The organism is Prevotella sp. (assembly GCF_051059605.1).
Taxonomy (GTDB): Bacteria; Bacteroidota; Bacteroidia; order Bacteroidales; family Bacteroidaceae; genus Prevotella.
The window spans coordinates 944,453-967,948 of the sequence record NZ_CP050883.1 but is presented as its reverse complement, the minus strand read 5'-3'; the positions used below and the strand labels follow the sequence as shown (position 1 = coordinate 967,948).

The 23,496-nt window shown below is 36.1% G+C and carries 24 protein-coding genes; 13 read left to right on the top strand and 11 right to left on the bottom strand.

Annotated features, from left to right (window positions below; all coding sequences use genetic code 11):
• Positions 1-78: 78 nt before the first annotated feature.
• Together HEQ28_RS03855 and HEQ28_RS03850 are read right to left on the bottom strand one after the other, a co-directional pair.
• Positions 79-753, bottom strand: a complete 675-nt coding sequence (locus HEQ28_RS03855) for a YggS family pyridoxal phosphate-dependent enzyme (protein WP_434503861.1) — start codon at positions 751-753, stop codon at positions 79-81.
• Between the two features lie 10 nt (positions 754-763).
• Complete coding sequence (locus HEQ28_RS03850; protein ID WP_434503860.1) at positions 764-1,285, bottom strand: DUF4494 domain-containing protein; 522 nt, start codon at positions 1,283-1,285, stop codon at positions 764-766.
• A 238-nt stretch (positions 1,286-1,523) separates the two neighbouring features.
• Between HEQ28_RS03850 and HEQ28_RS03845 the strand changes: the two genes are divergently transcribed.
• A complete protein-coding gene (locus HEQ28_RS03845; protein WP_434503859.1) occupies positions 1,524-1,901 on the top strand; it encodes a desulfoferrodoxin in 378 nt (125 codons plus the stop codon).
• 1,103 nt (positions 1,902-3,004) lie between these two features.
• Here HEQ28_RS03845 and HEQ28_RS03840 read toward each other — a convergent pair.
• Entirely contained in the window at positions 3,005-3,784 is a 780-nt protein-coding gene (locus HEQ28_RS03840; RefSeq protein ID WP_434504419.1) for an SGNH/GDSL hydrolase family protein, read from the bottom strand.
• 222 nt (positions 3,785-4,006) lie between these two features.
• Positions 4,007-4,423: a winged helix-turn-helix transcriptional regulator gene (locus HEQ28_RS03835; RefSeq protein ID WP_434503858.1), complete on the bottom strand. Its 417-nt coding sequence runs from the start codon at positions 4,421-4,423 to the stop codon at positions 4,007-4,009.
• Positions 4,424-4,519: 96 nt separating this feature from the next.
• On the opposite strand from HEQ28_RS03835, the gene HEQ28_RS03830 reads away from it, so the two are divergent.
• Positions 4,520-5,242, top strand: coding sequence for an SDR family oxidoreductase (locus HEQ28_RS03830; protein ID WP_434503857.1), 723 nt, complete (start codon positions 4,520-4,522; stop codon positions 5,240-5,242).
• Between the two features lie 66 nt (positions 5,243-5,308).
• Positions 5,309-6,310: an NADP-dependent oxidoreductase gene (locus HEQ28_RS03825; RefSeq protein ID WP_434503856.1), complete on the top strand. Its 1,002-nt coding sequence runs from the start codon at positions 5,309-5,311 to the stop codon at positions 6,308-6,310.
• 124 nt (positions 6,311-6,434) lie between these two features.
• Here the strand turns inward: HEQ28_RS03825 and glyA are convergent, their stop codons facing one another.
• The 3 genes from glyA to pyrB form a co-directional block, all read right to left on the bottom strand.
• A complete protein-coding gene (gene glyA, locus HEQ28_RS03820) occupies positions 6,435-7,715 on the bottom strand; it encodes a serine hydroxymethyltransferase (protein WP_434503855.1) in 1,281 nt (426 codons plus the stop codon).
• A 91-nt stretch (positions 7,716-7,806) separates the two neighbouring features.
• Positions 7,807-8,262 carry an aspartate carbamoyltransferase regulatory subunit gene (pyrI, locus tag HEQ28_RS03815; RefSeq protein ID WP_434503854.1) on the bottom strand — a complete coding sequence of 152 codons (456 nt, stop codon included), beginning with the start codon at positions 8,260-8,262 and terminating at the stop codon, positions 7,807-7,809.
• 2 nt (positions 8,263-8,264) lie between these two features.
• Positions 8,265-9,221, bottom strand: a complete 957-nt coding sequence (gene pyrB / locus HEQ28_RS03810; RefSeq protein WP_434503853.1) for an aspartate carbamoyltransferase — start codon at positions 9,219-9,221, stop codon at positions 8,265-8,267.
• A 108-nt stretch (positions 9,222-9,329) separates the two neighbouring features.
• On the opposite strand from pyrB, the gene HEQ28_RS03805 reads away from it, so the two are divergent.
• From HEQ28_RS03805 to HEQ28_RS03795, 3 genes are read left to right on the top strand one after another with little or no spacing between them, the layout of a single operon-like run.
• Positions 9,330-11,642 carry a transglycosylase domain-containing protein gene (locus HEQ28_RS03805; protein ID WP_434503852.1) on the top strand — a complete coding sequence of 771 codons (2,313 nt, stop codon included), beginning with the start codon at positions 9,330-9,332 and terminating at the stop codon, positions 11,640-11,642.
• Positions 11,635-12,318 carry a tetratricopeptide repeat protein gene (locus HEQ28_RS03800; RefSeq protein ID WP_434503851.1) on the top strand — a complete coding sequence of 228 codons (684 nt, stop codon included), beginning with the start codon at positions 11,635-11,637 and terminating at the stop codon, positions 12,316-12,318. Before HEQ28_RS03805 ends, HEQ28_RS03800 begins: the two co-directional genes overlap by 8 nt.
• Positions 12,319-12,341: 23 nt before the next feature.
• On the top strand, positions 12,342-13,226 hold the full coding sequence (locus HEQ28_RS03795; protein ID WP_434503850.1) for an FAD-dependent thymidylate synthase: 885 nt from the start codon (positions 12,342-12,344) through the stop codon (positions 13,224-13,226).
• A 59-nt stretch (positions 13,227-13,285) separates the two neighbouring features.
• On the opposite strand, the gene HEQ28_RS03790 is transcribed toward HEQ28_RS03795, so the two are convergent.
• Together HEQ28_RS03790 and HEQ28_RS03785 are read right to left on the bottom strand one after the other, a co-directional pair.
• Positions 13,286-13,750, bottom strand: a complete 465-nt coding sequence (locus tag HEQ28_RS03790) for a MaoC family dehydratase (RefSeq protein ID WP_434503849.1) — start codon at positions 13,748-13,750, stop codon at positions 13,286-13,288.
• Between the two features lie 8 nt (positions 13,751-13,758).
• Positions 13,759-15,507 (bottom strand): phospho-sugar mutase, encoded by a 1,749-nt coding sequence (locus tag HEQ28_RS03785; RefSeq protein ID WP_434503848.1) that lies wholly within the window; start codon positions 15,505-15,507, stop codon positions 13,759-13,761.
• 161 nt (positions 15,508-15,668) lie between these two features.
• Here HEQ28_RS03785 and HEQ28_RS03780 point away from each other — a divergent pair, with 161 nt between their 5' ends.
• Both HEQ28_RS03780 and rlmH read left to right on the top strand, forming a co-directional pair.
• A complete protein-coding gene (locus HEQ28_RS03780) occupies positions 15,669-15,953 on the top strand; it encodes a DUF4491 family protein (protein ID WP_434503847.1) in 285 nt (94 codons plus the stop codon).
• On the top strand, positions 15,950-16,420 hold the full coding sequence (gene rlmH, locus HEQ28_RS03775; protein ID WP_434503846.1) for a 23S rRNA (pseudouridine(1915)-N(3))-methyltransferase RlmH: 471 nt from the start codon (positions 15,950-15,952) through the stop codon (positions 16,418-16,420). The genes HEQ28_RS03780 and rlmH overlap by 4 nt, the downstream gene beginning before the upstream one ends.
• A 20-nt stretch (positions 16,421-16,440) precedes the next feature.
• Here the strand turns inward: rlmH and HEQ28_RS03770 are convergent, their stop codons facing one another.
• Positions 16,441-17,514 carry a hypothetical protein gene (locus tag HEQ28_RS03770; protein ID WP_434503845.1) on the bottom strand — a complete coding sequence of 358 codons (1,074 nt, stop codon included), beginning with the start codon at positions 17,512-17,514 and terminating at the stop codon, positions 16,441-16,443.
• Positions 17,511-18,305: a tRNA threonylcarbamoyladenosine dehydratase gene (locus tag HEQ28_RS03765; RefSeq protein WP_434503844.1), complete on the bottom strand. Its 795-nt coding sequence runs from the start codon at positions 18,303-18,305 to the stop codon at positions 17,511-17,513. Before HEQ28_RS03765 ends, HEQ28_RS03770 begins: the two co-directional genes overlap by 4 nt.
• Positions 18,306-18,630: 325 nt before the next feature.
• Between HEQ28_RS03765 and ftsY the strand changes: the two genes are divergently transcribed.
• The 5 genes from ftsY to map all read left to right on the top strand — a co-directional run bounded on the left by ftsY (position 18,631) and on the right by map (position 23,469).
• Entirely contained in the window at positions 18,631-19,581 is a 951-nt protein-coding gene (ftsY, locus tag HEQ28_RS03760; RefSeq protein ID WP_434503843.1) for a signal recognition particle-docking protein FtsY, read from the top strand.
• An 18-nt stretch (positions 19,582-19,599) separates the two neighbouring features.
• Positions 19,600-20,898, top strand: coding sequence for a 30S ribosomal protein S12 methylthiotransferase RimO (rimO, locus tag HEQ28_RS03755; protein WP_434503842.1), 1,299 nt, complete (start codon positions 19,600-19,602; stop codon positions 20,896-20,898).
• A 6-nt stretch (positions 20,899-20,904) separates the two neighbouring features.
• The gene (locus tag HEQ28_RS03750) at positions 20,905-21,198 is read left to right on the top strand and encodes an HU family DNA-binding protein (protein WP_434503841.1); all 294 of its coding nucleotides are present in this window, start codon (positions 20,905-20,907) and stop codon (positions 21,196-21,198) included.
• Entirely contained in the window at positions 21,176-22,507 is a 1,332-nt protein-coding gene (locus HEQ28_RS03745) for an HU family DNA-binding protein (RefSeq protein WP_434503840.1), read from the top strand. Before HEQ28_RS03750 ends, HEQ28_RS03745 begins: the two co-directional genes overlap by 23 nt.
• A 101-nt stretch (positions 22,508-22,608) precedes the next feature.
• The gene (gene map, locus HEQ28_RS03740; protein ID WP_434503839.1) at positions 22,609-23,469 is read left to right on the top strand and encodes a type I methionyl aminopeptidase; all 861 of its coding nucleotides are present in this window, start codon (positions 22,609-22,611) and stop codon (positions 23,467-23,469) included.
• Positions 23,470-23,496 lie beyond the last annotated feature (27 nt).

The window sequence follows — 23,496 nt, the reverse complement described above, 5'->3', positions numbered from 1 at the left end:
ATGGCTTAATTGCCATTTGTTCTATTTCAAGATGCAAAGATAATAATTTATTTTAAACTAATATAGTTTTGTTATAAATTAATAAACTCGTGGTCCGAAAATTGTAGTACCGACACGCACCATTGTAGAGCCATGTTTGATGGCTATTTTATAGTCATGACTCATACCCCAAGAACGCTCTTTGAATTCTGGGTCGTTTGCGAAGAATTTAGCTTTTATCTCATCAAAGAAACTTGTTGCTATGTCGAACTCTTTTTCTATTAGTGATATTTCTGTTGTATTGCTGGCCATCATCATTAAGCCGCATATTTGAACATTACCCAAATCTTTCCATTCTCCTTTTTCTAACATGTCTCGACAGTCATCAAGCGTTAGTCCGTATTTGGTCTCTTCTTCTGCAATATGCAGTTCTAGCAACACTTTAATGATACGGTCGTTTTTAGCTGCCTGCTTGTTTATTTCCTTTAATAATTTATAGCTATCTACAGCTTCAATCATGGAAATATAAGGAGCAATGTATTTTACTTTGTTAGTTTGTAAATGACCAATAAAATGCCATTCGATGTCTTTGGGAAGTGTTTCTTGTTTTTGCGCTAACTCTTGCTCATGACTTTCCCCGAATATCCTTTGACCTTCATTATATGCGGTCTCAAGATATTCATTGGGATGATATTTGCTGATGGCAACCAATCTTACTTCTTTAGGCAGGTTGCCCAGTACTTCATGTAATTTTTTTGCTACATCAACATTCATATTCTTTATTTTATTCAGTCATTGTTTCTTCAGCAACAGGAGTCTGCTCATACTCAGGAACGTCATTTCTTTCTTCATGCTTTTTTGCAGCATTGTGTTCGAATACATCCATTATCTGAGTTTCCTGTATTGAAGTCATAACATAGTCAATCATGGTACCGCCCATAACTTCGTCTATGTGCTTAACAGCACCAGGCAAGCTGCCTGCCTGAACAAGGTATGTTACAGTAGAGCGCTTTTCTTTTTCTGTCTTTTCGTCAATAGTAATAAACTGCAATTTAGATTTATACCATTTATCGTCTGAGTCTGATTCACTGAAGAAAATTTCTCCGTAAGCAGCCTGTTTGATATCCGTGATTTTAAATTCACCACTTAAATATACCCTCATTTCGTTAATGATAGTGCTTTCTGCCTCTGTAAAACTCAGAGCGTCAACTACATATTGTTCTGTAGTTTTCTTCTGCATACCATCTTCCATTGTCTTTTCGTAACGTATTTTGGTTTCAAACCAAACCGCGGTTCTACTTCTCATATTTTTTATTTTTAGTTTTGTTGAGCAAAAGTAGTAATTAAATCTGAAACCAACAAATTAATATTACGTCTATTTGCATAAAGAAATTCAAATAATTGTGTGTTAACTATTTTTTCACCGTTTAGAGTGCTGATATTAATAATAAATGATTATATTTGCAGTATTGATATTCTGCATTGAGTATATTCGGTGTAGATATTATAATAGTTATTATGTTTAACTTTAATATTAAGTAATTATGACAGAACAAAAGCAAATTTATCGTTGTAATGTCTGTGGAAATATCGTTGAAGTGGTAGAACCTGCAGGTGGAACTTTGACTTGTTGCGGACAGCCAATGGAGCTGTTGAAGGAAAATTCAAAAGATGCAGCATTGGAGAAACATGTTCCTGTTATCGAGAAAATTGAGGGTGGCTACAAAGTTACTGTTGGTGCAGTTGCTCATCCTATGCTTGAGGAACATTATATAATGTGGATAGAACTTCTTGCTGACGACAAGGTTATGCGTCAGTATCTGAAACCTGGTGATAAGCCTGAAGCTGTTTTCATGACAGATGCAAAGAAAGTAATTGCTCGTGAATATTGCAATTTACATGGCTTATGGAAAGCTGAGTAGAGTTTAATAAATTCAATAAATAAACAAGGCAAACGAATATATTATGTTGTTTGCCTTGTTTTTTGTTTTATTTATAAGACATTTTTCAGTTCATCGCCAATTTAGGAAGTTATATTCTTCATAAAAGGGCAGCACTCTACCAGAAAAAGTTTTTTTAATGCCACTAATGTCATAATGTCACAAACCCTTTGTTTATAAGGGCTGAGCGAGTGACATTAAGTGACATTATCGGGGTAAAAGTGACATTAAACCCTAAATTATACCTGTTTTTAGCGTTTTTTTCGCAATTATGCTTTTTGTATAATATGTATTTGTATTTATGGGATTTATAGAATACAAAGACTGGTTTATTGAACAGTAAGAGTAATTCCGAGATCTACTCCATATATAATAAATACGAGAGAATGAATTTGAAGGATGCAAATAGATTTTGAGATTCAGAGTAAAAACTATCACCTAAATTACTTCAACTTTTGGGTAATTAAATTACCTCAACATGTGTGTAATTCAATTACATTAGCATGTGTGTAATCCGATTACCTAAGTGTGTGTGTAATTCAATTACCTCAGCATGTGTGTAATGCGATTACTTAACGTGGGTAATCGGGTTACACAACGTGAACAACTCAATTACCCACGTTAGGTAATTGAATTGCCTAACGTGAAAAAAGGTATTACCTGACGCAGGCAAACAAATGATTATCAATAAAACTACAAGAATAGAATTGATGACAATTATCACTATTATTGCACTTAAGTTCTGAGATAAAAAACTAAGTATATAGCGATATATAGCGCATATAATGACGAGTACAGACCATTATAAACAAAAAAGTGTCTATTCATGCACTGCATATTTTGTGAAAAATCGCCAAAAACAGGTAAGATTTGCAGTTTAATGTCACTTTTACCCCGATAATGTCACTTAATGTCACTCGCTAAAGCCCGATAAACACAGGGTTTGTGACATTATGACATTAGTGACATTAAAAAAACTTTTTCTGGTAGAGAATAAGCTCTAAGGTTATTTATGGAAGAGAATCCTCTATAAATAACCTTGGCTTTATGTAGTTATATACTCACTCTATTATAATGTTGCTCCTTTAATTATCAAAAGTACATGGAAGACTCAGTAGCTGATAGAATAAAGTTTTGGCTATTCTTATATGTCCAGCATCATTTGGATGTAATCTATCAGTATTCTGATCATGGAAATATTGTGAAAACTCATCAAGTACAGGATAAAGTCCACAGGTAGAATTTAGATCTATAACAGGTAGGGCCCATATATTCCCAGCTTCTTTTACAGAGTTTACATAGCGATCAAGATATTCACCACATTCATTTTGGTATTCCTCGGTTGGCTGTATATTTTTGTCGTTAAAATTAGCGACAGCTCTATGAATAGGTGTAAGCATGACTATCTGTTTCGTAGGGAACATCTTTTTAAGTGTGCTTAGTGCAATATTTATACGTCCACAATAAGTACTATCATTCATTACCATAGTTCGTTTCATGCGTGTGACCACAGCTTTAGGTTTATGTATAGCAGCTAATACTTGTGTACTGTCTTCAGTAAACCACTTTCCAATAGGAACGCCTGCATTATAGTCATTAGTACCAATGAAAATTATAATTGCGTCAAAGTCATTACCATGTTCTTTTTTCAATTGCTCTGCTTGTCTAGGAATGTCATTCCATTGTCTTCCACTTACAGCATACACATACGGCGTTACGCCTAGCATTTCTTGTAAATAAGCCCAATAGTGCTTTTTAGCACCTTTATTTTTAGGGTCTGTGATTGAGTCTCCAAGATACGCAACTCGTTTACCTTGCCATGGATGTTGAACTTTTGTTGCTGTAATACCAGGTATGGTAACCATTATACATAGAAAAAAACAAAATATTTTTTTGATCATAATTTGTTGGTTAGTTAAATTTAATATGTTGTTATGTTTTTATTAATTATTGCATTGCTTAATTATCTTCACTAACGATTTTGTCTTTGTGTCAAGAGGTAACCCCCCGATACATGAAAACTGATATTTGAATTAAAAAATAACTGTTCAATTTAGACATTTTTCGCTTATGAACCAGTGTCATAGTTAATCAATGTTCTTTTTCAAGTTGTTAATAGCAGTTTTAATATATTTTTCCTTATCTTTTTTGACTTCCTTCAATATTGCTTTTCTGTCGGTTGGTAAATCGTAATACTTTTCAGCCCACAAACTAATTTCTATCATTAAAGGTAATAAATCAATTCCTTTTTGTGTTAGTTTGTACAATACTTTAGCTTTGCTGTCAGGATGATCTGATTTCGTTATAATTCCATTATCTTCTAGTGTTTGTAGCCTAGAAGCTAAAATGTTGGTCGAAATTTTTTCGTCTGATTTTAAAAAATCGCCATATGTACATTGTTTTGCGGACATTAAATCCCTAACAATGAGTAGTGACCACTTATCTCCCCAAACTTCAAGGGAACAACTAATTGGGCAATTTGACCTTTTTTTACTATCTAACATAAATTATTCTTTAAATTACTTGCAAAATGAAAGTTATTTTGTATATTTGCACTTGTTAATCGCAAGCAAAATTACAACTTTTTTTTAAAAATAAAGATGAAAACTACAGAAAATACAATTTTTATTAGCGGCGGAAGTGCAGGCATAGGTCTTGCAATTGCCCAAAAATTTAGTGCATTAGGCAATAAAGTTATCATTAATGGACGGAATACTGAACGACTTGAAAAAGCATTAGCAAAGCTTTCAAATGCAGTTGCTATTCAAGGAGATTTATCTGTTGAGGCAGATAGAATTCGTATTGCGGAAGATTTAAAAGCTAATCATCCCGACGTCAATATGATTATTAATAATGCTGGTGCAGCATTTGGCTATTTATTGAGTGAAACAACCAATGCACACAAAAAAGCTGAAATTGAGATGAATACTAATTATTTAGCCATCATCCATTTTACAGAATTGATGTTACCGCATCTGCTAACAAAGGATGTGGCTGCAATTGTAAATGTGTCTTCACTTGCTGTGTTTGGTAGTCATAAGTTCTTACCGACCTATGGAGCAACAAAAGCAGCGCTTCATTCCTATACAGTTGCCTTGAGAATGACTTATGAAGATACAAAAAATCTACAGGTATACGAAATCTACCCACCATTAGTAAATACTGCGTTCTCTGCAGAAATAGGTGGGGAAAATGGTATTCCTCCTGAAGAAGTTGCAGACGAATTTCTTATTGCTCTTGAAAACAATCAATTTGAGGTACCAGTGGGTGAAACGAAAAAGTATGCTGCTGCAGTCGCTGAAGCTATATCAAAAATATCGTAGATGCGTAGTCTTTTCATTCCGTATCACTAATTCAAAAAATACAATAAAAAGTTAATTATAAGCGATATGAAAGCATATATTATATCAAAGTATAGTAAAAATGAAAAGCTCCAATTAGTTGATGTACCCAAACCTGATATTGGAGAAAATCAGATTTTGGTAGAAATTCGTGCAACAGGTATCAATCAGTTAGATAACAAGTTGAAGTATGGAGAGTTTAAACTGTTGTTGCCCTATAAATTTCCATTGATTTTGGGACATGACTTTTCAGGAGTCGTAACAAAAATAGGATCAAAAGTTCATCGTTTTAAAGTAGGTGATGAAGTATTTGCTCGTCCTGCCGATTTTCATATTGGTACATTTGCAGAATACATCGCAGTCAATGAAAACGATGTTGCTTTGAAACCACAAAACCTTTCAATGGAAGAAGCGGCTTCTGTTCCGTTGGTCGCACTAACAGTTTGGCAAGCATTTGTTGGACAAGCAAAACTTGAAAAAGGTCAAAAAGTGTTTATACAGGCTGGTTCTGGTGGTGTCGGCATCATTGCTATTCAATTGGCAAAATATATGGGTGCAACCGTTGCTACTACTGCAAGTGCAAGTAGTTTTGATTTAGTAAAAAGTTTAGGAGCTGATGTTGTTATAGATTATAAAACTCAAGATTTTGAAACAATACTAAAAGATTATGATTTAGTGTTGAACAGCCAAGACGAAAGAACTTTAAATAAATCTTTGCGCATATTAAAACCTGGTGGAAAAGTTGTTTCAATTTCAGGTCCACCAGATACAACTTTTGCTAAAGAACTAAATTTGTCTTGGTTTATGAAAATCATAATTTCAGTTTTGAGTAGGAAAGTGAGAAAACAAGCCAAATTGCGCAACGTTGATTATTCCTTTTTGTTTATGCAAGCTAATGGTAAACAATTGTCTAAAATTGGGAAGTTAATAGAAACAGATATAATCAAACCTGTTGTTGATAAAGTTTTCCCGTTTGAAGAAATTAATGAAGCAATGTCTTACGTTGCAAGTGGCCACGCCAAAGGCAAAGTAGTTGTTAAGGTTAGATAGTTTTAGATGTTAGTTTATATGAATTAAAAAAAGATAGATTTCAGTCTTATGTATGGCAATAGAAATTTCTTTCATGTTGTCAAGACTGAAATCTATCTTTATAAATTGAAGCTTATTTTTTAGATTAATATGCGAACAAAGGATAATCCTTCATTGTTGCATTAACCTTTTCTCTAACTCTAGCAATAACTTTATCGTTTTCAGGATCGTTAAGAACCTCTTCGATCAGTTCTGCAATAAGATGCATCATATCTTCTTTTGCACCACGTGTTGTCATGGCTGCTGAACCAAGACGAATACCAGATGTCAGGAAGGCTGATCTTGAATCAAATGGTACCATATTTTTGTTTGCTGTGATATCTGCTGCAACAAGCGCATTCTCTGCAACCTTACCTGTAAGATCTGGATATTTAGAACGCAAGTCTACAAGCATAGAGTGGTTGTCTGTACCACCACTTACAATGCCAAAACCACGTTGTATCAAGTCATCAGCAAGGGTTGCTGCATTTTTCTTAACCTGTATGGCATAATCTTTCCATGAAGGTTGAAGGTTCTCACCGAAGGCAACAGCTTTGGCTGCGATAACATGTTCGAGAGGACCACCTTGTGTTCCTGGGAATACGGCAGAATTAAGAAGCATACTCATCTTCTTCAATTCACCTTTCTTATTTGTCAGTCCCCATGGATTATCAAAATCTTTACCCATTAAAATGATACCACCACGAGGGCCACGAAGAGTCTTATGAGTAGTACTTGTTACGATATGAGCATATTTGACAGGGTTTTCAAGTATTCCGGCAGCTATAAGACCTGCAGGATGTGCCATGTCAATCATTAATAATGCACCAACTTCATCAGCAATTTTGCGCATGCGTGCATAATCCCATTCGCGACTATATGCAGAACCACCACCAATAATCAATTTTGGCTTGTTCTCAATAGCCAGTTTTTCCATTTCATCATAATCAACACGACCTGTTTCCTTGTTAAGATTATAACCGATAGGATTATAAAGAATACCTGAAGTATTTACATGACTACCATGTGATAAGTGACCGCCGTGATCAAGGTTCAAACCCATAAATGTATCACCAGGTTTCAATACAGCCAACAAAACGGCAGCGTTGGCTTGTGCTCCAGAATGAGGCTGAACATTAGCAAATTCAGCTCCAAATATTTCCTTTACGCGTTCACGTGCCAGATCTTCAACCTGGTCAACAACTTGACAACCACCGTAATAGCGTTTACCAGGTAGTCCTTCTGCGTACTTGTTAGTCAGGTATGATCCCATAGCTGCCATAACTTCATCACTAACAAAGTTTTCAGATGCTATAAGCTCCATACCTTTCAGCTGACGCTGATGTTCTTTCTCAATAAGGTTGAAAATCTCCAGATCTCTTTCCATCGTGTTAAAATGTTATTTTGTAGTTAATAATCTTTTTATCTTAATAATACGTGCAAAATTACGCAATTTTCTTTTAATTACAAAGTTTTTGCTAGCAAAGTTTTACATTAGCAATATCTTGCTCCTTGTCGCAATAATGACATTTCAGCACTCCATGCTCTTTATCAACCACGTTGAAGTAGGTCTGCATTGGTTCGTTGTTGGTGATGCATTTTGGATTATTACATTTCACAATACCATGAAGTTCGTCAGGAGTTTCAACGGTTTTTTTCTCAACTACTTCATAATCTTTGATAACATTCAATACTATTTTTGGAGCTACGACGCTAAGTCTACTTATTTCCTCATCACTGAAAAATTTATTAGTGATCTTAATTATACCTTTTCGTCCAATTTTTTTAGACGGTAGGTTATAACCAATAGTGACAGGGGTATCTGATTCTCTTAAACCAAGAAGGTCAACAACCTGATAAGTTTTTTCGGCGGGAATATGATCTATCACTGTTCCATTTTCAATTGCCGAAACCAGCATTTCTTTTTTTCCCATAATTAATACTTGGATTTGATAATGGTTTTGTCGTTTATAATGTCATCGAGAGTAATTCCCAAGCAATAGCTGAAAATAGCTTCGCGTGCATACAGTCCGTTCTGGGCTTGCTGAATATAATATGCATGTGGATTGTCATCAACATCGTATGCAATTTCATTTACACGTGGGAGTGGATGTAGAATTTTCATGTTTTCCTTAGCCATTCCTAGCATATCATTTTGTAGAATATAAACGTCTTTAACATGTTCATATTCCATAAGATCAGAAAATCTTTCTTTTTGTACGCGTGTCATATATAATATGTCTGCGTCTGCAATGACCTTATCATTGAATTCCGTATGTTCCTGAAATTTTATGCCATATTGATTGCAATACAATTTGTATTCCTGTGGCATGGCAAGTTCAGCTGGTGCAATAAAATGAAAAGTGGGATTGAAATGGCGCATAGCCATAATTAAAGAATGAACAGTACGACCGTATTTTAAGTCGCCTACAAGATAAATATTTAGATTTTCTAGTGTTCCTTGTGTTTTGTAGATAGAGTAGAGGTCAAGTAGACATTGTGAAGGATGCATATGAGCACCGTCTCCTGCGTTGATAATAGGTACTGGGGCTATTTCTGATGCATATTGTGCCGCGCCCTCAATGTAATGCCGCATCGCTATGACGTCTGCATAATTACTTACCATAAGAATGGTGTCTTTTAACGTCTCGCCTTTGGAGACACTCGAGGCTTTTGCATCACTAAAGCCAATCACTCGTGCTCCAAGTCTATTGGCAGCGGTTTCAAAACTAAGTCTTGTTCGAGTTGAAGGTTCGTAGAAAAGAGTGGCAACTACCTTTCCCTTCAGCAAATCCCGGTTAGGATGTTTTTCGAACTCTTGCGCCATTTGAATAAGATACATTATTTCATCTTTATTCAAATCGGCAATCGTTACAAAATTATGCTTTTTCATCTATAATTTGATTGATTGATCCGAATTCGAGTTCAAAGTTAATCATAAATTCTGATTTATGTGCTATATTTGCTAGAAAAGTTGTATTTTTGCTGAAAATTAAACATAATGAGAAAGTCTTTCATTCATTTCTTATGGGCAGTTCTTATATTCTTAATTCTAGGAACTGCACTTGGATTTACAGCTATCTGGAATGGCTGGATTGGTTATATGCCTCCTGTTGAGGACCTTCAAAATCCTATAAACCGTTTTGCCACACAGGTGTATTCATCTGATGGTAAGGTTATGGGTACATATAATTTCAATAAAGAGAATCGTATCGTTATTCCTTATAGCAAGATATCGAAACATCTTGTAGATGCGCTCGTTGCAACAGAGGATTCACGCTTTTATGATCATAGTGGTATTGATTTTTTTGCTTTAGGAAGAGCTATTATAAAAAGAGGGATGTTTGGTCAGGCATCTGCCGGAGGTGGTTCTACGATAACACAGCAATTAGCAAAACAACTTTATTCAGAGCAGGCTCACAATTCACTTGAACGTATTTTTCAAAAACCTATAGAGTGGGTAATTGCGGTTAAGTTGGAACGTAATTATACTAAGGAAGAGATAATAGCCTTATATCTTAATTATTTTGATTTTTTGCATAATGCAGTCGGTATTAAGACAGCAGCTAATACCTATTTTAATAAAGAGGCTAAAAATCTTGATGTTGTCGAGTCGGCAATGTTGATAGGTCTTTGTAAGAATCCATCTTTGTTTAATCCTGTGCGTTACCCTGAAAGAGCAAAAGAACGTAGAAACGTCGTGTTGGGACAGATGGAAAAAGCTGGATATCTGACGCATTCAGAATATGAGCAGTATTGTGACACTCCATTGGTATTAGATTTTCATCGTACCGATCATAAGGACGGAGAAGCTACTTATTTCAGAGAATTTCTTCGCCAGTACATGATGGCTACTAAACCTGAAATATCAAATTATCCTTCTTGGAAAAAGGCGCAATATACGATTGATTCCATTACTTGGGTTTCAGATCCATTGTATGGATGGTGTAACAAGAACTTTAAAAAAGACGGTAAGCCATATAATATATATACTGATGGCTTGAAAGTATACACAACGGTAGACAGTAGAATGCAGAAATATGCAGAAGAGGCCGTGTATGGTCATGTGGCTAAATTCCTTCAACCAGCATTTAACAAAGAAAATAAAGCTAAGCGCAATGCTCCGTTTACAGAAGATCTAACATACGATCAACTTCGTTCGATTCTTACAAGAAACATTCGTCAGAGTGAACGCTATCGCAGTATGCGAGCCAGTGGTATGAATGATTCTGAAATTAGAAAAGCTTTTAATAGACCTGTTGACATGACTATATTTACCTATCATGGAGATATTGATACAGTTATGACTCCAATGGACTCTATAAAGTATTATAAGAGTTTTCTTCGTGCTGGTTTTATGAGTATGGAACCAAAAACTGGTGCTGTAAAGGCTTATGTTGGTGGACTTGACTACAATCATTTCATGTATGATATGGTTACTGGCGGTAGAAGACAGGTTGGTTCTACAATAAAACCATTTTTATATGCATTGGCTATGGAAAATGGTTTTTCTCCATGCGATAAAGCACCTAATAGACAGCAGACATATATTGTTGCTGGTCAGCCATGGACTCCTCGCAATGCATCACATGCACGATATGGACAGATGGTAACTTTGAAATGGGGACTTGCACAAAGTAATAACTGGATTTCGGCTTACCTTATGAGTAAATTAAATCCTAGTCAATTTGTGTCTACTCTGCACGAATTCGGTATAAACAATCCTGATATACATCCATCTATGTCTTTGTGCTTAGGTCCATGTGATGTTAGTGTTGAGGAAATGGTTAGTGCATATACTACTTTTGCTAATCATGGTATAAGAACCTCACCAATGTTTGTAACAAAGATAGAAGATAATGAGGGTAATGTTATTTCGACTTTCCAACCTCGTATGAATGAGGTAATTAGTGCAGAGAGTGCTAATAAAATGTTAGTGCTTCTGCAGGGAGTAATTGATGGAGGTACTGGTGGTCGTATCCGTTATAAATATCACCTTGAAGGCGAAATCGGTGGAAAGACTGGTACAACTAATAAAAATAGTGACGCTTGGTTTATGGGATTCACCCCACAACTTGTATCAGGCGTTTGGGTAGGAGGTGAAGACCGTGATATCCATTTTGATAATATGTCTATGGGACAAGGTGCAACAATGGCTTTGCCAATTTGGGCATATTATATGCGAAAGGTTTATCGAGACATATCTCTTGGTTATAGTGATAAGGCAACGTTTGGATTGCCTGCTAATTTCGACCCTTGTCTAAAAGAGGATAATGGTTATGGTGATGATCAAATAGACGAAGTATATGAGTAGAATATTTTTTGCAGTTTGTCTTTTTCTGTGCAGTAATAGCATTTCTGCACAAAATAAGGATAATCCATTGCGTGATAGTTTGCGCATGGCATCTCAAGACTTGAGTTTTCATCCTGATAGTGTGGATTTGAGGTTGAAAAAAGCCTCATGGAATATCCAGTTGCATGAATGGAATTATGCAAAGGATGAGTATGATATCATACTGAAATTTAATCCAAGGAATCTTTCGGCTTTGCTATATCGGGCTTATGTTAATGTACAACTGTTAAGATATAATTTTGCTAGACTTGATTATCAGAATTTATTGAGTATAGTTCCTGGTAATTTTGAGGCACAGTTGGGATTGGCTTTACTCAATGAAAAGGATAAGCATTATACAGAGGCTTATGATGGGATGAATCATTTAATCAGTCAATATCCAGATAGTGCTGTTGCTTATGCTGCACGTGCCAATATTGAATTTGAGCGTAAAATGTATGATTTAGCTGAGGATGATTATTCAAAAGCTATTAGTCTTGATAATGATAATAAAGATTATTTGCTTAATCGTGCGAATATTTATATTCTAAAGAAGAAAAAAGATTTCGCTATTGCCGATTTGGATAGAATAGTACGTCTTGGTAGTCCACGAGCATCCATTAAAGACTATTACCTAAAGGCATATAAAATTAAATAGAATACATATAATATAATAAGGTTATGAAAATACTAAATCCCTCTTTTGAGATATGGCAACAAGAAAATGGACTTGCTGGTGTATATAAACTGATTGAAAAGGCAGGAAGAGTGTGTTATAAAAGTGAAAAGAATACTACTGAGACCTCTGCCAAACCGTTTGTTGATCGCATGATTGCGTCTCAGCATACAGCAATGCTTGAACATGGTACAGTGTATCTTACTGCTCCAAAGGATACAATTTATGATAAATATAACTACAACCGTTTTTCTGTTGCATCAACTGATGACAAAAATGATTATGTGACAACAAACCTTCGTGCCATTGTTGAAAATGAATGGTTGAATGATTTGAAATTCATCTCTGATCCGAGTCAAAATCACGAAATGCGTATTACGGTTCATTTTACTACACAGGTAGCAATTACGCGTGAGTTTAATCGCCATCGTGCTAATTCAATGGCAGAACAGTCTACACGCTATTGCAATTATACTAAAGATAAATTTGGAAGTGAAATATCAGTGAATGTTCCTAAATGGATTAAAGATGATTCCGATTTTGATAATGTTTCCTCACAGGCAGATATGGAACTTTTCAAGCAACTTTGCAATGATATAGTAACAGAGAAAGACAAGTCATGGAATGCAATCAATAATTGGTTGTTTGCCAATCTTGCTGCAGAATTCTCTTATATGAATCTTATTGCGATGGGAAAGAAGCCCCAGGAGGCTAGGGTTGTATTACCATTAGATACAAATACTGAACTTGTCCATACAGCTTTCTTGAAAGATTGGAAACATTTCTTTGATCTGCGTGCTGTTGGTACAACTGGTGAGCCTCATCCAGATGCAAAAGCGATAGCAATGCCGCTATATGATGAATTTAAGAAACTTGGTCTTATTAAGTAATGAATAAAAAAATGGGAAACATCAAAGATGTCTCCCATTTTTATGATATATTATTCTTGTTATTCGAAGTAGTAAAGGAATGTAGCCTCACCTTCAAGAGCAGGCTTCTTTTCTCCTTCTATCTCAATTTTAAATCCTATCTGAGTTTTGCATATACCTCTTAAATTCTCAATTGCGTCAAGTTTTGTTACAAGTCTTACTTTGCTTCCTGTGATTACAGGTTTTCCAAAGCGCATCTTGTCCATACCATAGTTCACCATCATCTTAAGATTGTTAACCTCAATAATCTGGTTCCACATGTATGGTAGCAATGATAATGTAAGATATCCATGGGCGATAGTGCTTTTGTATGGACTTTCTGCTTTGGCACGCTCTGCGTCAACATGAATCCATTGGTGATCCAATGTTGCGTCTGCAAACTTATTTATGCGGTCCTGATCAACCAATAACCACTCTGATATACCAAGTTGTTCACCTAAGTGAGACGCAAACTCATCATATGAATTAACTACTAATTTTGCCATTTCCTTTATTAATCTAGATTTAAACTCTTCTTTATTGCTGCAACTTTTTCAGAACTCTTTTCATCAAGAGTATTGTATTCAGATGCTGACTTCATTGTTCCCTTAATTTCAAGATAGAACTTGATTTTTGGTTCAGTTCCTGAAGGACGAACGCTTACCTTTGTGTCATCATCACAGAACCACTGAAGTACATTGCTTGTATCAGGCATATCTAGCTTAGTCTTCTTGCTATCAGCAGTTGTAGCTTCCAAGCTCTGGAAATCCTTAACTAGTATAACCTTGCTTCCACCCAATTCCTTAGGAGGATTGTTGCGGAAATCAGTCATCATTTGCTTGATTTCGTCTGCACCTGTCTTTCCTGGACGTACAACATTTACAGTAAACTCTTTAGAGAAACCATATTCCAAATAGATGTCCATCAATATGTCGTAAAGAGTCTTGCCTTGATTTTTAGCCCATGCGCAAATCTCTGCCAACAAACTCATTGCTGACACTGCGTCCTTATCACGAACAAAGTCTTGAGCAAGGAATCCGTAGCTTTCTTCACCACCACCGATATATTTCTGTTTGCCTTCTGAAATACGAATTTCACGAGCAATCCACTTAAAGCCAGTGTAGCAGTCACGCATCTCAATGCTAGCCTTATCAGCAACTTTCTTTATAACTTCTGTAGTTACAATAGTTTTTACGATGAAATCAGTAGGCTTTAGTAAACCCTTAGCTTTACGATTTGTGATGATATAATAAAGGAACAACAGACAAGTTTGGTTACCATTGATAAGTACCCATTCTCCCTTGTCGTTTTTACAAGCCATACCTACGCGGTCTGCGTCTGGATCGCTTGCCATAACGATATCTGCATCAAGTTCTTTTGCATCACGCAGTGCCAAAGTAAGTGCCTCGCCATTTTCTGGATTAGGACTTACTACAGTTGGGAAATTACCATCTTTAACCATTTGCTCTTTCACGCAATGTACGTTGTCAAAGCCCCATAATTTCAACGAACGTGGGATAGACATCATACCTGTACCGTGAAGTGGAGTGTAGACTATCTTTAAGTCGTGTTGTTTCTTGATAACTTCAGGATCAATACTAAGAGTATGAATCTCGTCAAGATAAAGCTTATCAATGTCTTCGCCGATAATCTGAATAAGTTGTTTATTGCCTGTGAATTTTACATCTTCAACCTTAACATTATTAACCTCATCAATAATACCTGTGTCATGTGGTGCCAAAACCTGAGCTCCATCTTCCCAATATGCTTTGTAACCATTGTACTCCTTTGGGTTATGGCTTGCTGTGATATTTACACCAGCCTGACATCCTAGGTGACGTATTGCAAAAGAACACTCTGGAGTAGGACGCATATCATCAAAAAGATATACTTTTATGTCATTTGCTGAGAATATATCAGCAACAGTTTCTGCGAACTTGCGGCTGTTATTACGACAGTCGTGACATACAACAACTGCAATGTCGTTCTTTCCCTTGAAATTTTTCTTCAGATAGTTGGCAAAACCTTGTGTTGCCATACCTACAGTATAAATGTTCATGCGGTTAGAACCAGCTCCCATGATACCACGTAGACCGCCTGTTCCGAATTCCAAATCCTTGTAAAAACTTTCTATAAGTTCGGTTTTGTCCTCGGCTGCAAGTTTTGATTCAACTTCCTTGCGTGTCTCTTCGTCAAAGGATGGTGTTAACCATTGTTTAGCCTTTGTTTCACATTGTGAAATTAGTTGTGCGTTATTTGCCATAAGTTATATATGAGTTATTTATATCTATATGCAAAGATAGTGCAAATCGAAGACAATACAAAATAAATTTATTTATTTTTATTGTTGGGGCGTAGCTTAGCTTATTTTTTATTTTATTTATTGTAACTTTGCACTCAGAGAACAATTCAATTAATAAAATTATGTATTTTACAGGAATTATCATAGCTATAATGACTTTCTTTATTATAGGGATTTTTCATCCTATAGTAATCAAGACTGAATATTATTTTGGAACTCGCCCTTGGTGGTTGTTCCTCGTTACTGGTATCGTGTCTGTTGTTGGCTCTTTATGTGTTGATAATGTTATATTGTCATCAATATTCGGAGTGCTTGGAGCTACACTTTTGTGGAGTATCGGAGAACTTTTTGAACAGAAGAAAAGAGTAGAGAAGGGATGGTTTCCAAAAAATCCAAATAAGAAATGAAGACAACATTAATATTGATTGGTAAAACTGTCAACAAACATTTCGTTGCTAACATTAATGATTATAGTGAGCGCATTTCTCATTATATGCCTTTTGATATTAATGTTATTCCCGAAATTAAAAACACGAAGAATCTAACAGAACAACAGCAGAAAGATCGCGAAGGTGAGTTGATTTTGAAGGCAATTGCACCTTCTGATACGGTTGTCATACTTGACGAGCATGGTGATAATTTTCGTTCTGTTGAGTTTGCAGACTGGCTACAAAAAAAGCAGAATACAGCTCGTAGGCTTGTATTTGTTGTTGGCGGACCTTATGGTTTTTCGCAAGCTGTATATGATCGTGCAAATGAGAAAATATCGCTTTCAAAAATGACATTCAGTCACCAAATGGTGCGTGTCGTTTTTACGGAGCAAATTTATCGTGCATGTACTATTATTAAAGGAGAACCTTATCATCACGAATAGGGCTCTCATTTAATTATGTATTAATTCTTTATTTTAAGAGAATAATGCCCTGCATTAAATTCCATTTGCATTATCCGTTTTTCTGTCATCTTTTGTGTTAGGTCTAGTGCGACATGTCCCATGGTTCTTCTTAGATTTAGTTCTACGCATGGATGTATCTTACCACCATTTAAAACCATCATATCGATGCCGAATGGTCCAGAATATATACCTTTAAGTTTGTCTTTCATAATAAGTGAAATCGCATTCCTTATTTCGATCAGAATGTCTGCATTTATATATCTTGATAGCAATTCTTCTTTTTCATCTTCCGGTGCAAGGATATTACCCATATAAGCGCCGTTTGATGTGCTGAAAACGGATAGTCCTAAATATTCAATTTCGCCATTTACATGAGCCGTGAATTCCATTCCAAAATCTCGTATCTTGTTGTAATAAGGCTCAACCATGACTAGTCCTTGTTTTCTTATTACATTTTTAATCCATCCTTCCAGATGGTCGTTTATTCCTTCGTTTTGAAGGTCTAAATATCTTAATCCACGACCACTACTACTCCAAGGAGCTTTTAACACGTATTGATAGGCTAGGCCGTTATCACTGTTATCCAATATATCTATTAGATTGTTGTAGTCGTTCACCGCTACAGATTCACCTATACATGTTTTGTCACAGTCTAATAAAGTTTGTAATAAGTTTTTTGAAGCCCATTTCCTCCCACTTATCTCGCGCACTTTTTCAAGCTGTTTGTCATTGGGCATAATGTCATCCAACTTTCCTTCAGAAGCAACGCTTAATTTATATTTTATAGTCTTGTCCCATCCCCATGGTAATACTTCAAGCTTTTCTTTATCTATTTTGTGTAAATCAGTCCAATCAATATACTTTACGTTTTGTAGATAGCTCTTGCTGCTATTGCTTTGAATTGCATAACGAGAGTCATCAACAAGTACATAATCGGATTTATCTGCCCATAAAGCAGGAATAAATCCAAGGTCCATCTGCATTTGTCTTACTGCATGTGGAGCAGTCATCTTTTCGTCGTTGCTAGCCAGAGCTATGTCATGCCCAGGATTGAATATGTGCAACTTCATCATATTCTATTTTCTTCATCATTCAGACGCATTGTTCCAGCCCTTTTAATGATGTCCTTTACTACTTCTCCGCCTATAATCAAACCTGCAGCTGCTGGAACCCATGCGTTACTTGCCGGAATAGTTCTTCTTTCGGTACATTTTCTCATGTCCTTGTCTGGACAGATGCAATGGAATCTACAACTTATGTTTGGATCGTCTATTGGCGTTAACGGCTGTTCCTCGCTATACACGACTTTAAGTTTTGGAATATGAAGTTGTTTAAGTTTCTTTCTGATAACTTTTGCCAATGGGTCCATTTTTGTTTTATTGATATCAGCTATTTTAAAAGCAGTAGCGTCAAGTTTGTTTGCCGCACCCATGCAAGATATTATTGGTATATTCAATTTGTGACAACGCTTTATCAGTTCTAGTTTAGCACTTACCGTGTCAATACAGTCAACAACATAATTAAACTGACTCAAGTCTATCGAATCTGCATTTTGTGGCAGATAAAACATCTGATACTTGTTTACAACGCATTTCTTATTAATATCATGAATACGCTCTTCAGCCAAGTCAACCTTATATTTACCAACAGTTGAGAGTAGTGCGTAGATTTGTCTGTTTACATTTGTCAAGCATACTCTGTCATCGTCAAAAACATCAAGTTGTCCAACACCGCTTCGTGCTAGTACCTCTACTGTGTATCCACCAACACCACCTATTCCAAAAACGGCGACACGCGATTCTTTAAGTGTTTCTATCGCTTCTTTTCCCAACAATAATTGGGTACGTGAAAATTGATTTTGCATTTATACTAATATCTACTTTTTCTAAATTTTTGCAAAGGTAATGAATTTCGCAAATTAAGCACATATTTTTTATTTTTTATTTTTAAAACAAAATGTGTTGTTGTGAAAACAAATGGATTTTATTTAACTTGCCGACTATCAAGGAATTGAAACTCCGATACTTGTATATAGGAAAGTTTATGTTCTCGTATAAGGGTGTGTAAGTTTATTAATGAATGCAATATGTTATTATAAGATAGGCTGTGCTTCGAAAAACAAAGAAAAAAATGATTTTCCTTTGCTTTTCCACTCGTTTGCACTATCTTTGCAAAAGAATTACGTAATTATGGGAATTTTCGGACTTTTTAATAAAAAGAAAAAAGAGACTCTTGATAAGGGACTCGAGAAAACTAAAGAGAGTGTTTTTAGTAAGCTGACTCGTGCTGTAGCCGGTAAATCTAAGGTTGATGATGAAGTACTTGATAATTTGGAAGAAGTACTGATTACTAGTGATGTAGGTGTTGATACAACATTGAAAATCATTGGACGAATAGAAGAAAGGGTAGCGCGGGATAAATATGTTTCAACTTCTGAACTCAATGATATATTGCGTGAAGAGATTGCGGCTTTATTAGCTGAAAATAATACAGATGATAATGACAGCTGGGATTTACCGGCTGATCATAAACCATATGTGATACTTGTTGTAGGTGTAAACGGAGTTGGAAAAACAACTACTATCGGTAAATTGGCTTACCAATTTAAGAATGCTGGTAAGAAAGTTTATATTGGAGCTGCTGACACATTCCGTGCTGCAGCCGTTGAACAAATTTCTATATGGGGCGAGCGTGCGGGTGTTCCTGTAATTAAGCAACAAATGGGCTCAGACCCAGCTAGTGTGGCTTTTGATACTCTTCAAAGCGCAAAGGCTAATGGGGCTGATGTCGTAATTATAGACACCGCCGGTCGTTTGCACAATAAACTAGGACTAATGAACGAGTTGAAGAAGATTAAGGATGTGATGAAGAAAGTTCTTCCTGAAGCTCCTGATGAAGTTATGCTCGTTTTAGATGGTAGTACTGGACAGAATGCCTTTGAACAGGCTAAACAATTCTCAGCAGTTACGAATATTACAAGTCTTGCAATTACAAAACTTGACGGTACAGCAAAGGGCGGTGTCGTTATCGGTATCAGCGATCAGTTGAAAGTGCCGGTTAAATATATCGGACTTGGCGAACAAATGGAAGACTTGCAGTTATTTAACCGCAAGGAATTCGTAGACTCATTGTTTGCCTAAATCAATTGAAACATTTACATGAAGAAAAATCAGATAGATATAATTACAATGGGCTGTTCTAAGAATCTCGTTGATAGCGAACTTCTTATGAAACAGTTTGAAGCAAATGGTTATCATTGTGTTCATGACAGTAAACGTCCTGAAGGGGAGATAGCTGTTATAAATACATGCGGATTTATAGAAACTGCTAAAGAGGAAAGTATCAATACGATACTTGAGTTTGTTAAAGCTAAAGAGGATGGCCGGTTAAATAAACTTTATGTCATGGGATGTTTGTCTCAAAGATATAAGGACGAACTGGAAAAAGAAATTCCTGAGGTTGATAAATTCTATGGTAAGTTTAATTATAAGCAACTACTTTCAGATCTAGGAAAAGCTGAAGTAGCTTCTTGTAGTGGCAGGCGTCATCTTACAACTCCACACCATTATGCTTATCTTAAAATAGCAGAAGGTTGTGACAGACATTGTGCATATTGTGCTATTCCTATTATTACTGGCAAGCATGTTAGCCGTCCTAAAGATGAGATATTGCAGGAGGTTAAGGAAATGGTAGCCGATGGAGTTAAGGAATTCCAGATTATCGCTCAAGAACTAACTTATTATGGAGTAGATATAGACGGACATAGACATATTGCGGACTTGATAAGCGATATGGCCGATATAACTGGCGTAAAATGGATTCGTCTGCATTATGCTTATCCTAATCAGTTTCCTCTAGATATATTGGATGTAATTCGTGAAAAACCAAACGTATGTAATTATCTTGATATAGCCTTGCAGCATATTTCTAACAAAGTGCTAGATGCAATGCATCGTAATGTAAGTAAGGAGGAAACAATGGAACTGATCACTAAGATACGTGAGTCAGTGCCAGGTATTCACATCCGTACAACATTGATGGTTGGATTCCCTGGAGAAACAGAAGAAGACTTTGAAGAATTAGTAGATTTTGTGAAGTGGGCTCGTTTTGAACGTATGGGGGCTTTCGCCTATTCTGAGGAGGAAGGCACATATAGCGCAGAACATTGTGAAGACGATGTTCCAGAAGATGTAAAGCAAAGCCGTCTTGACACTCTTATGGCTGTTCAGCAGGATATAAGCGCAGAAATTGAAGCAGAAAAGGTCGGACAGGTGATGAAAGTCATTATTGATCGCAAAGAAGGTGAATACTATATTGGTAGAACAGAATATTGTTCTCCTGAAGTTGATCCTGAAGTGCTCATAAAAGTTGCTGACAAGAAGCTGCGTGTGGGATGTTTCTATAATGCCAAGATAACGTCAAGTGAGGAATTTGACCTTTATGGAGAAATAGTATAAATCAACATGAACAACAAGGAATTTATTGCAGAATTAGCGCAACGCAGCGGTTACACACAAGCTGATACTCAGAAGCTTGTAAATACAGTAATTGCCAGTATGGGGGATGCCTTTGAAGGAGGTGAAAACGTCTCATTGGCAGGTTTTGGTTCCTTTGAAGTGAAGAAGCGCATGGAACGAGTCGTGGTTAATCCTGTTACAGGACTAAAAATGCTTGTTCCGCCAAAGTTGGTGCTTGGGTTTAAGCCTATTGCAGCTATAAAAGAAAAACTTAAAAATGGAGGAGAAGCGCATGGGTAATGTAAAAGATTTATCTCGTATCCTCGCTGATAAGCGAAAGCTGAATATTGCAGATGCTGAGAAATTCTTATCATTAATGATTGATGTCGTTAATGATGGACTTCTTGATAATAAGCTCGTCAAAATAAAAGGACTTGGCACGTTTAAGGTTACTAGTGTTAGTCCTCGCGAAAGTGTTGATGTCAACACAGGAGAGCGAATACTTATTGAGGGTAGAGACAAAATTTCTTTCTCGCCTGACAATGCAATGAAAGAACTTGTTAATCGTCCTTTTTCTCAATTCGAAACAGTTGTTGTGAATGATGGTGTTGATTTTGGACAGGACGAACAGTCTGGTGATGATTCGCTGGATGAAACTTCGGAAGATGCGACCGATGATGTTGAAGAAACTGTAGAGACATCTGTTGAGCAAAAAGAAGAGGGTAAAATCGAACAAAACGTTGAAGAGGTTGTAAAAACCAATGGTGATAATTCATCAGAATCTTATAATAAAGAGCTGGAAAAACAGGCATTAAGTAATACGGTTAAAGAAGAAGTTGAAGGTGTTGCAAATAGTTTTGTTGATCAGAAGACCGAAGAAGCTATTGAACAGAAAATTGAACTACCTGTTGAACCAGAAAAGGAAAGTGAAATTGTTGACATTAAAATAAAAGAAGTTACTTCTGAACCAGAGCCTGTTATAGAAAGTGTTGTTGACAAGGTTGTAGAACATCATTATCAAAATGTGATTGAAAATTCAGAGAGAATTGATAATAATGAAGAAAACTCTGAAGAATTAGAACCAATAAAGAATACCACTGGGATAAATAAATTCTTGGTTATTTCAATATTTGCGCTTTTTGTATTGTCAGCTGGTGCATTGTGCTATATGTATAATGAACTAACAGAACGCAACTGTCGTATTGAGAGTTTGATGAGTCGTTTAGAGGAGCGAAAAGCTACGCCGATAGACAAACCCGTAAAAACTCTAGCAGCTAAGCCTGCACCAGTTGTAAAGAAACAAACGAAAAAAGTTAAGAGCCCTGATGTCATCAATAAAAATAAAGTGAAGGCGGAGGGTAAACCTGCTGTCACAGATGAATATGCAGTAATGAATAATAGTGATGCACGTGTACGCACTGGTGCATATAAAATAGTAGGAGTACAAAAGACAATAAAGGTAAAAGCAGGTCAGACATTAAACTCTATAAGTAGATTGTATTTCGGTCCTGGAATGGAATGTTATATAGAGGTGATGAATGGCAAAAAAGAATTGAAGGAAGGTGAAGTCATAAAGATTCCAGAACTTAAAAATAAACGTTCTAGATAAAGTTGTTGTGATTCAATAACGGTAATATATTTCGATATATTAAAAAATTTGCTGAATTCGATTTTATATTGTAATTTTGTGCTCGATTTAAACGTTTGAATATGATTCTTAAGAAGAAAAAATGGCATTGCCTGCCTGGTCGGCCAATTACTGAACTTGATAAGCAAGTGATGTCTTGGGAAAAAAAAGGCAAGGAAGTGCCTAGTCGTGACCTCATAAAAACTCCAGAACAGATTGAAGGCATTCGTAAAAGCGGTGTCATAAATACAGGTTGTCTTGATGAGGTAGCTAAGAATATTCGTGTAGGTATGAATACGCAAGAAATTGATGATATCTGCATGGCTTATTGTAAGGAGCATAATGCCACACCTGCGTGTTTGAATTATGAAGGCTATCCAAAAAGTGTTTGTACAAGTATAAACGAAGTTGTATGTCATGGTATTCCTAAAGAGGAAGATGTTCTTGAGGAAGGTGATATCGTAAATGTAGACATGACAACGATTTTTGGTGGATATTATGCTGATGCCAGCAGAATGTTTATCATTGGTAAGACTTCTCCAGAAAAGGAACAGCTTGTAAGAGTTGCAAAAGAATGTCTTGAGATTGGTGCTGAAGCTGCAAAACCATATAGTTTTGTTGGTGATATTGGTCATGCAATACAAAAGCATGCAGAGAAATACCATTATGGCGTAGTTCGTGATTTATGTGGTCATGGTGTAGGATTGGAATTTCATGAGGAGCCTGATGTAATGCATTATGGTCATAAAGGTTCTGGAATGTTGCTTGTACCTGGTATGGTATTTACGATTGAACCAATGATTAATCAAGGCACATGGAAAGTTTTCCTTGATGCTGATGATCCTTATGAATGGGAGATTGTTACTGGTGATGAATTGCCAAGTGCTCAATGGGAACACACGTTTGTTATGACAGAGCACGGAGTGGAAATCCTTACATATTAATTAATAGTAAAGAATATAAATGAAAGT

Bases quoted from the DNA above. Each gene is read 5' to 3' on its own strand.
- HEQ28_RS03855 (WP_434503861.1), bottom strand. From the start codon at position 753: ATGAATGTTGATGTAGCAAAAAAATTACATGAAGTACTGGGCAACCTG.
- HEQ28_RS03850 (WP_434503860.1), bottom strand. From the start codon at position 1,285: ATGAGAAGTAGAACCGCGGTTTGGTTTGAAACCAAAATACGTTACGAA.
- HEQ28_RS03845 (WP_434503859.1), top strand. From the start codon at position 1,524: ATGACAGAACAAAAGCAAATTTATCGTTGTAATGTCTGTGGAAATATC.
- HEQ28_RS03840 (WP_434504419.1), bottom strand. From the start codon at position 3,784: ATGGTTACCATACCTGGTATTACAGCAACAAAAGTTCAACATCCATGG.
- HEQ28_RS03835 (WP_434503858.1), bottom strand. From the start codon at position 4,423: ATGTTAGATAGTAAAAAAAGGTCAAATTGCCCAATTAGTTGTTCCCTT.
- HEQ28_RS03830 (WP_434503857.1), top strand. From the start codon at position 4,520: ATGAAAACTACAGAAAATACAATTTTTATTAGCGGCGGAAGTGCAGGC.
- HEQ28_RS03825 (WP_434503856.1), top strand. From the start codon at position 5,309: ATGAAAGCATATATTATATCAAAGTATAGTAAAAATGAAAAGCTCCAA.
- glyA (WP_434503855.1), bottom strand. From the start codon at position 7,715: ATGGAAAGAGATCTGGAGATTTTCAACCTTATTGAGAAAGAACATCAG.
- pyrI (WP_434503854.1), bottom strand. From the start codon at position 8,262: ATGGGAAAAAAAGAAATGCTGGTTTCGGCAATTGAAAATGGAACAGTG.
- pyrB (WP_434503853.1), bottom strand. From the start codon at position 9,221: ATGAAAAAGCATAATTTTGTAACGATTGCCGATTTGAATAAAGATGAA.
- HEQ28_RS03805 (WP_434503852.1), top strand. From the start codon at position 9,330: ATGAGAAAGTCTTTCATTCATTTCTTATGGGCAGTTCTTATATTCTTA.
- HEQ28_RS03800 (WP_434503851.1), top strand. From the start codon at position 11,635: ATGAGTAGAATATTTTTTGCAGTTTGTCTTTTTCTGTGCAGTAATAGC.
- HEQ28_RS03795 (WP_434503850.1), top strand. From the start codon at position 12,342: ATGAAAATACTAAATCCCTCTTTTGAGATATGGCAACAAGAAAATGGA.
- HEQ28_RS03790 (WP_434503849.1), bottom strand. From the start codon at position 13,750: ATGGCAAAATTAGTAGTTAATTCATATGATGAGTTTGCGTCTCACTTA.
- HEQ28_RS03785 (WP_434503848.1), bottom strand. From the start codon at position 15,507: ATGGCAAATAACGCACAACTAATTTCACAATGTGAAACAAAGGCTAAA.
- HEQ28_RS03780 (WP_434503847.1), top strand. From the start codon at position 15,669: ATGTATTTTACAGGAATTATCATAGCTATAATGACTTTCTTTATTATA.
- rlmH (WP_434503846.1), top strand. From the start codon at position 15,950: ATGAAGACAACATTAATATTGATTGGTAAAACTGTCAACAAACATTTC.
- HEQ28_RS03770 (WP_434503845.1), bottom strand. From the start codon at position 17,514: ATGATGAAGTTGCACATATTCAATCCTGGGCATGACATAGCTCTGGCT.
- HEQ28_RS03765 (WP_434503844.1), bottom strand. From the start codon at position 18,305: ATGCAAAATCAATTTTCACGTACCCAATTATTGTTGGGAAAAGAAGCG.
- ftsY (WP_434503843.1), top strand. From the start codon at position 18,631: ATGGGAATTTTCGGACTTTTTAATAAAAAGAAAAAAGAGACTCTTGAT.
- rimO (WP_434503842.1), top strand. From the start codon at position 19,600: ATGAAGAAAAATCAGATAGATATAATTACAATGGGCTGTTCTAAGAAT.
- HEQ28_RS03750 (WP_434503841.1), top strand. From the start codon at position 20,905: ATGAACAACAAGGAATTTATTGCAGAATTAGCGCAACGCAGCGGTTAC.
- HEQ28_RS03745 (WP_434503840.1), top strand. From the start codon at position 21,176: ATGGAGGAGAAGCGCATGGGTAATGTAAAAGATTTATCTCGTATCCTC.
- map (WP_434503839.1), top strand. From the start codon at position 22,609: ATGATTCTTAAGAAGAAAAAATGGCATTGCCTGCCTGGTCGGCCAATT.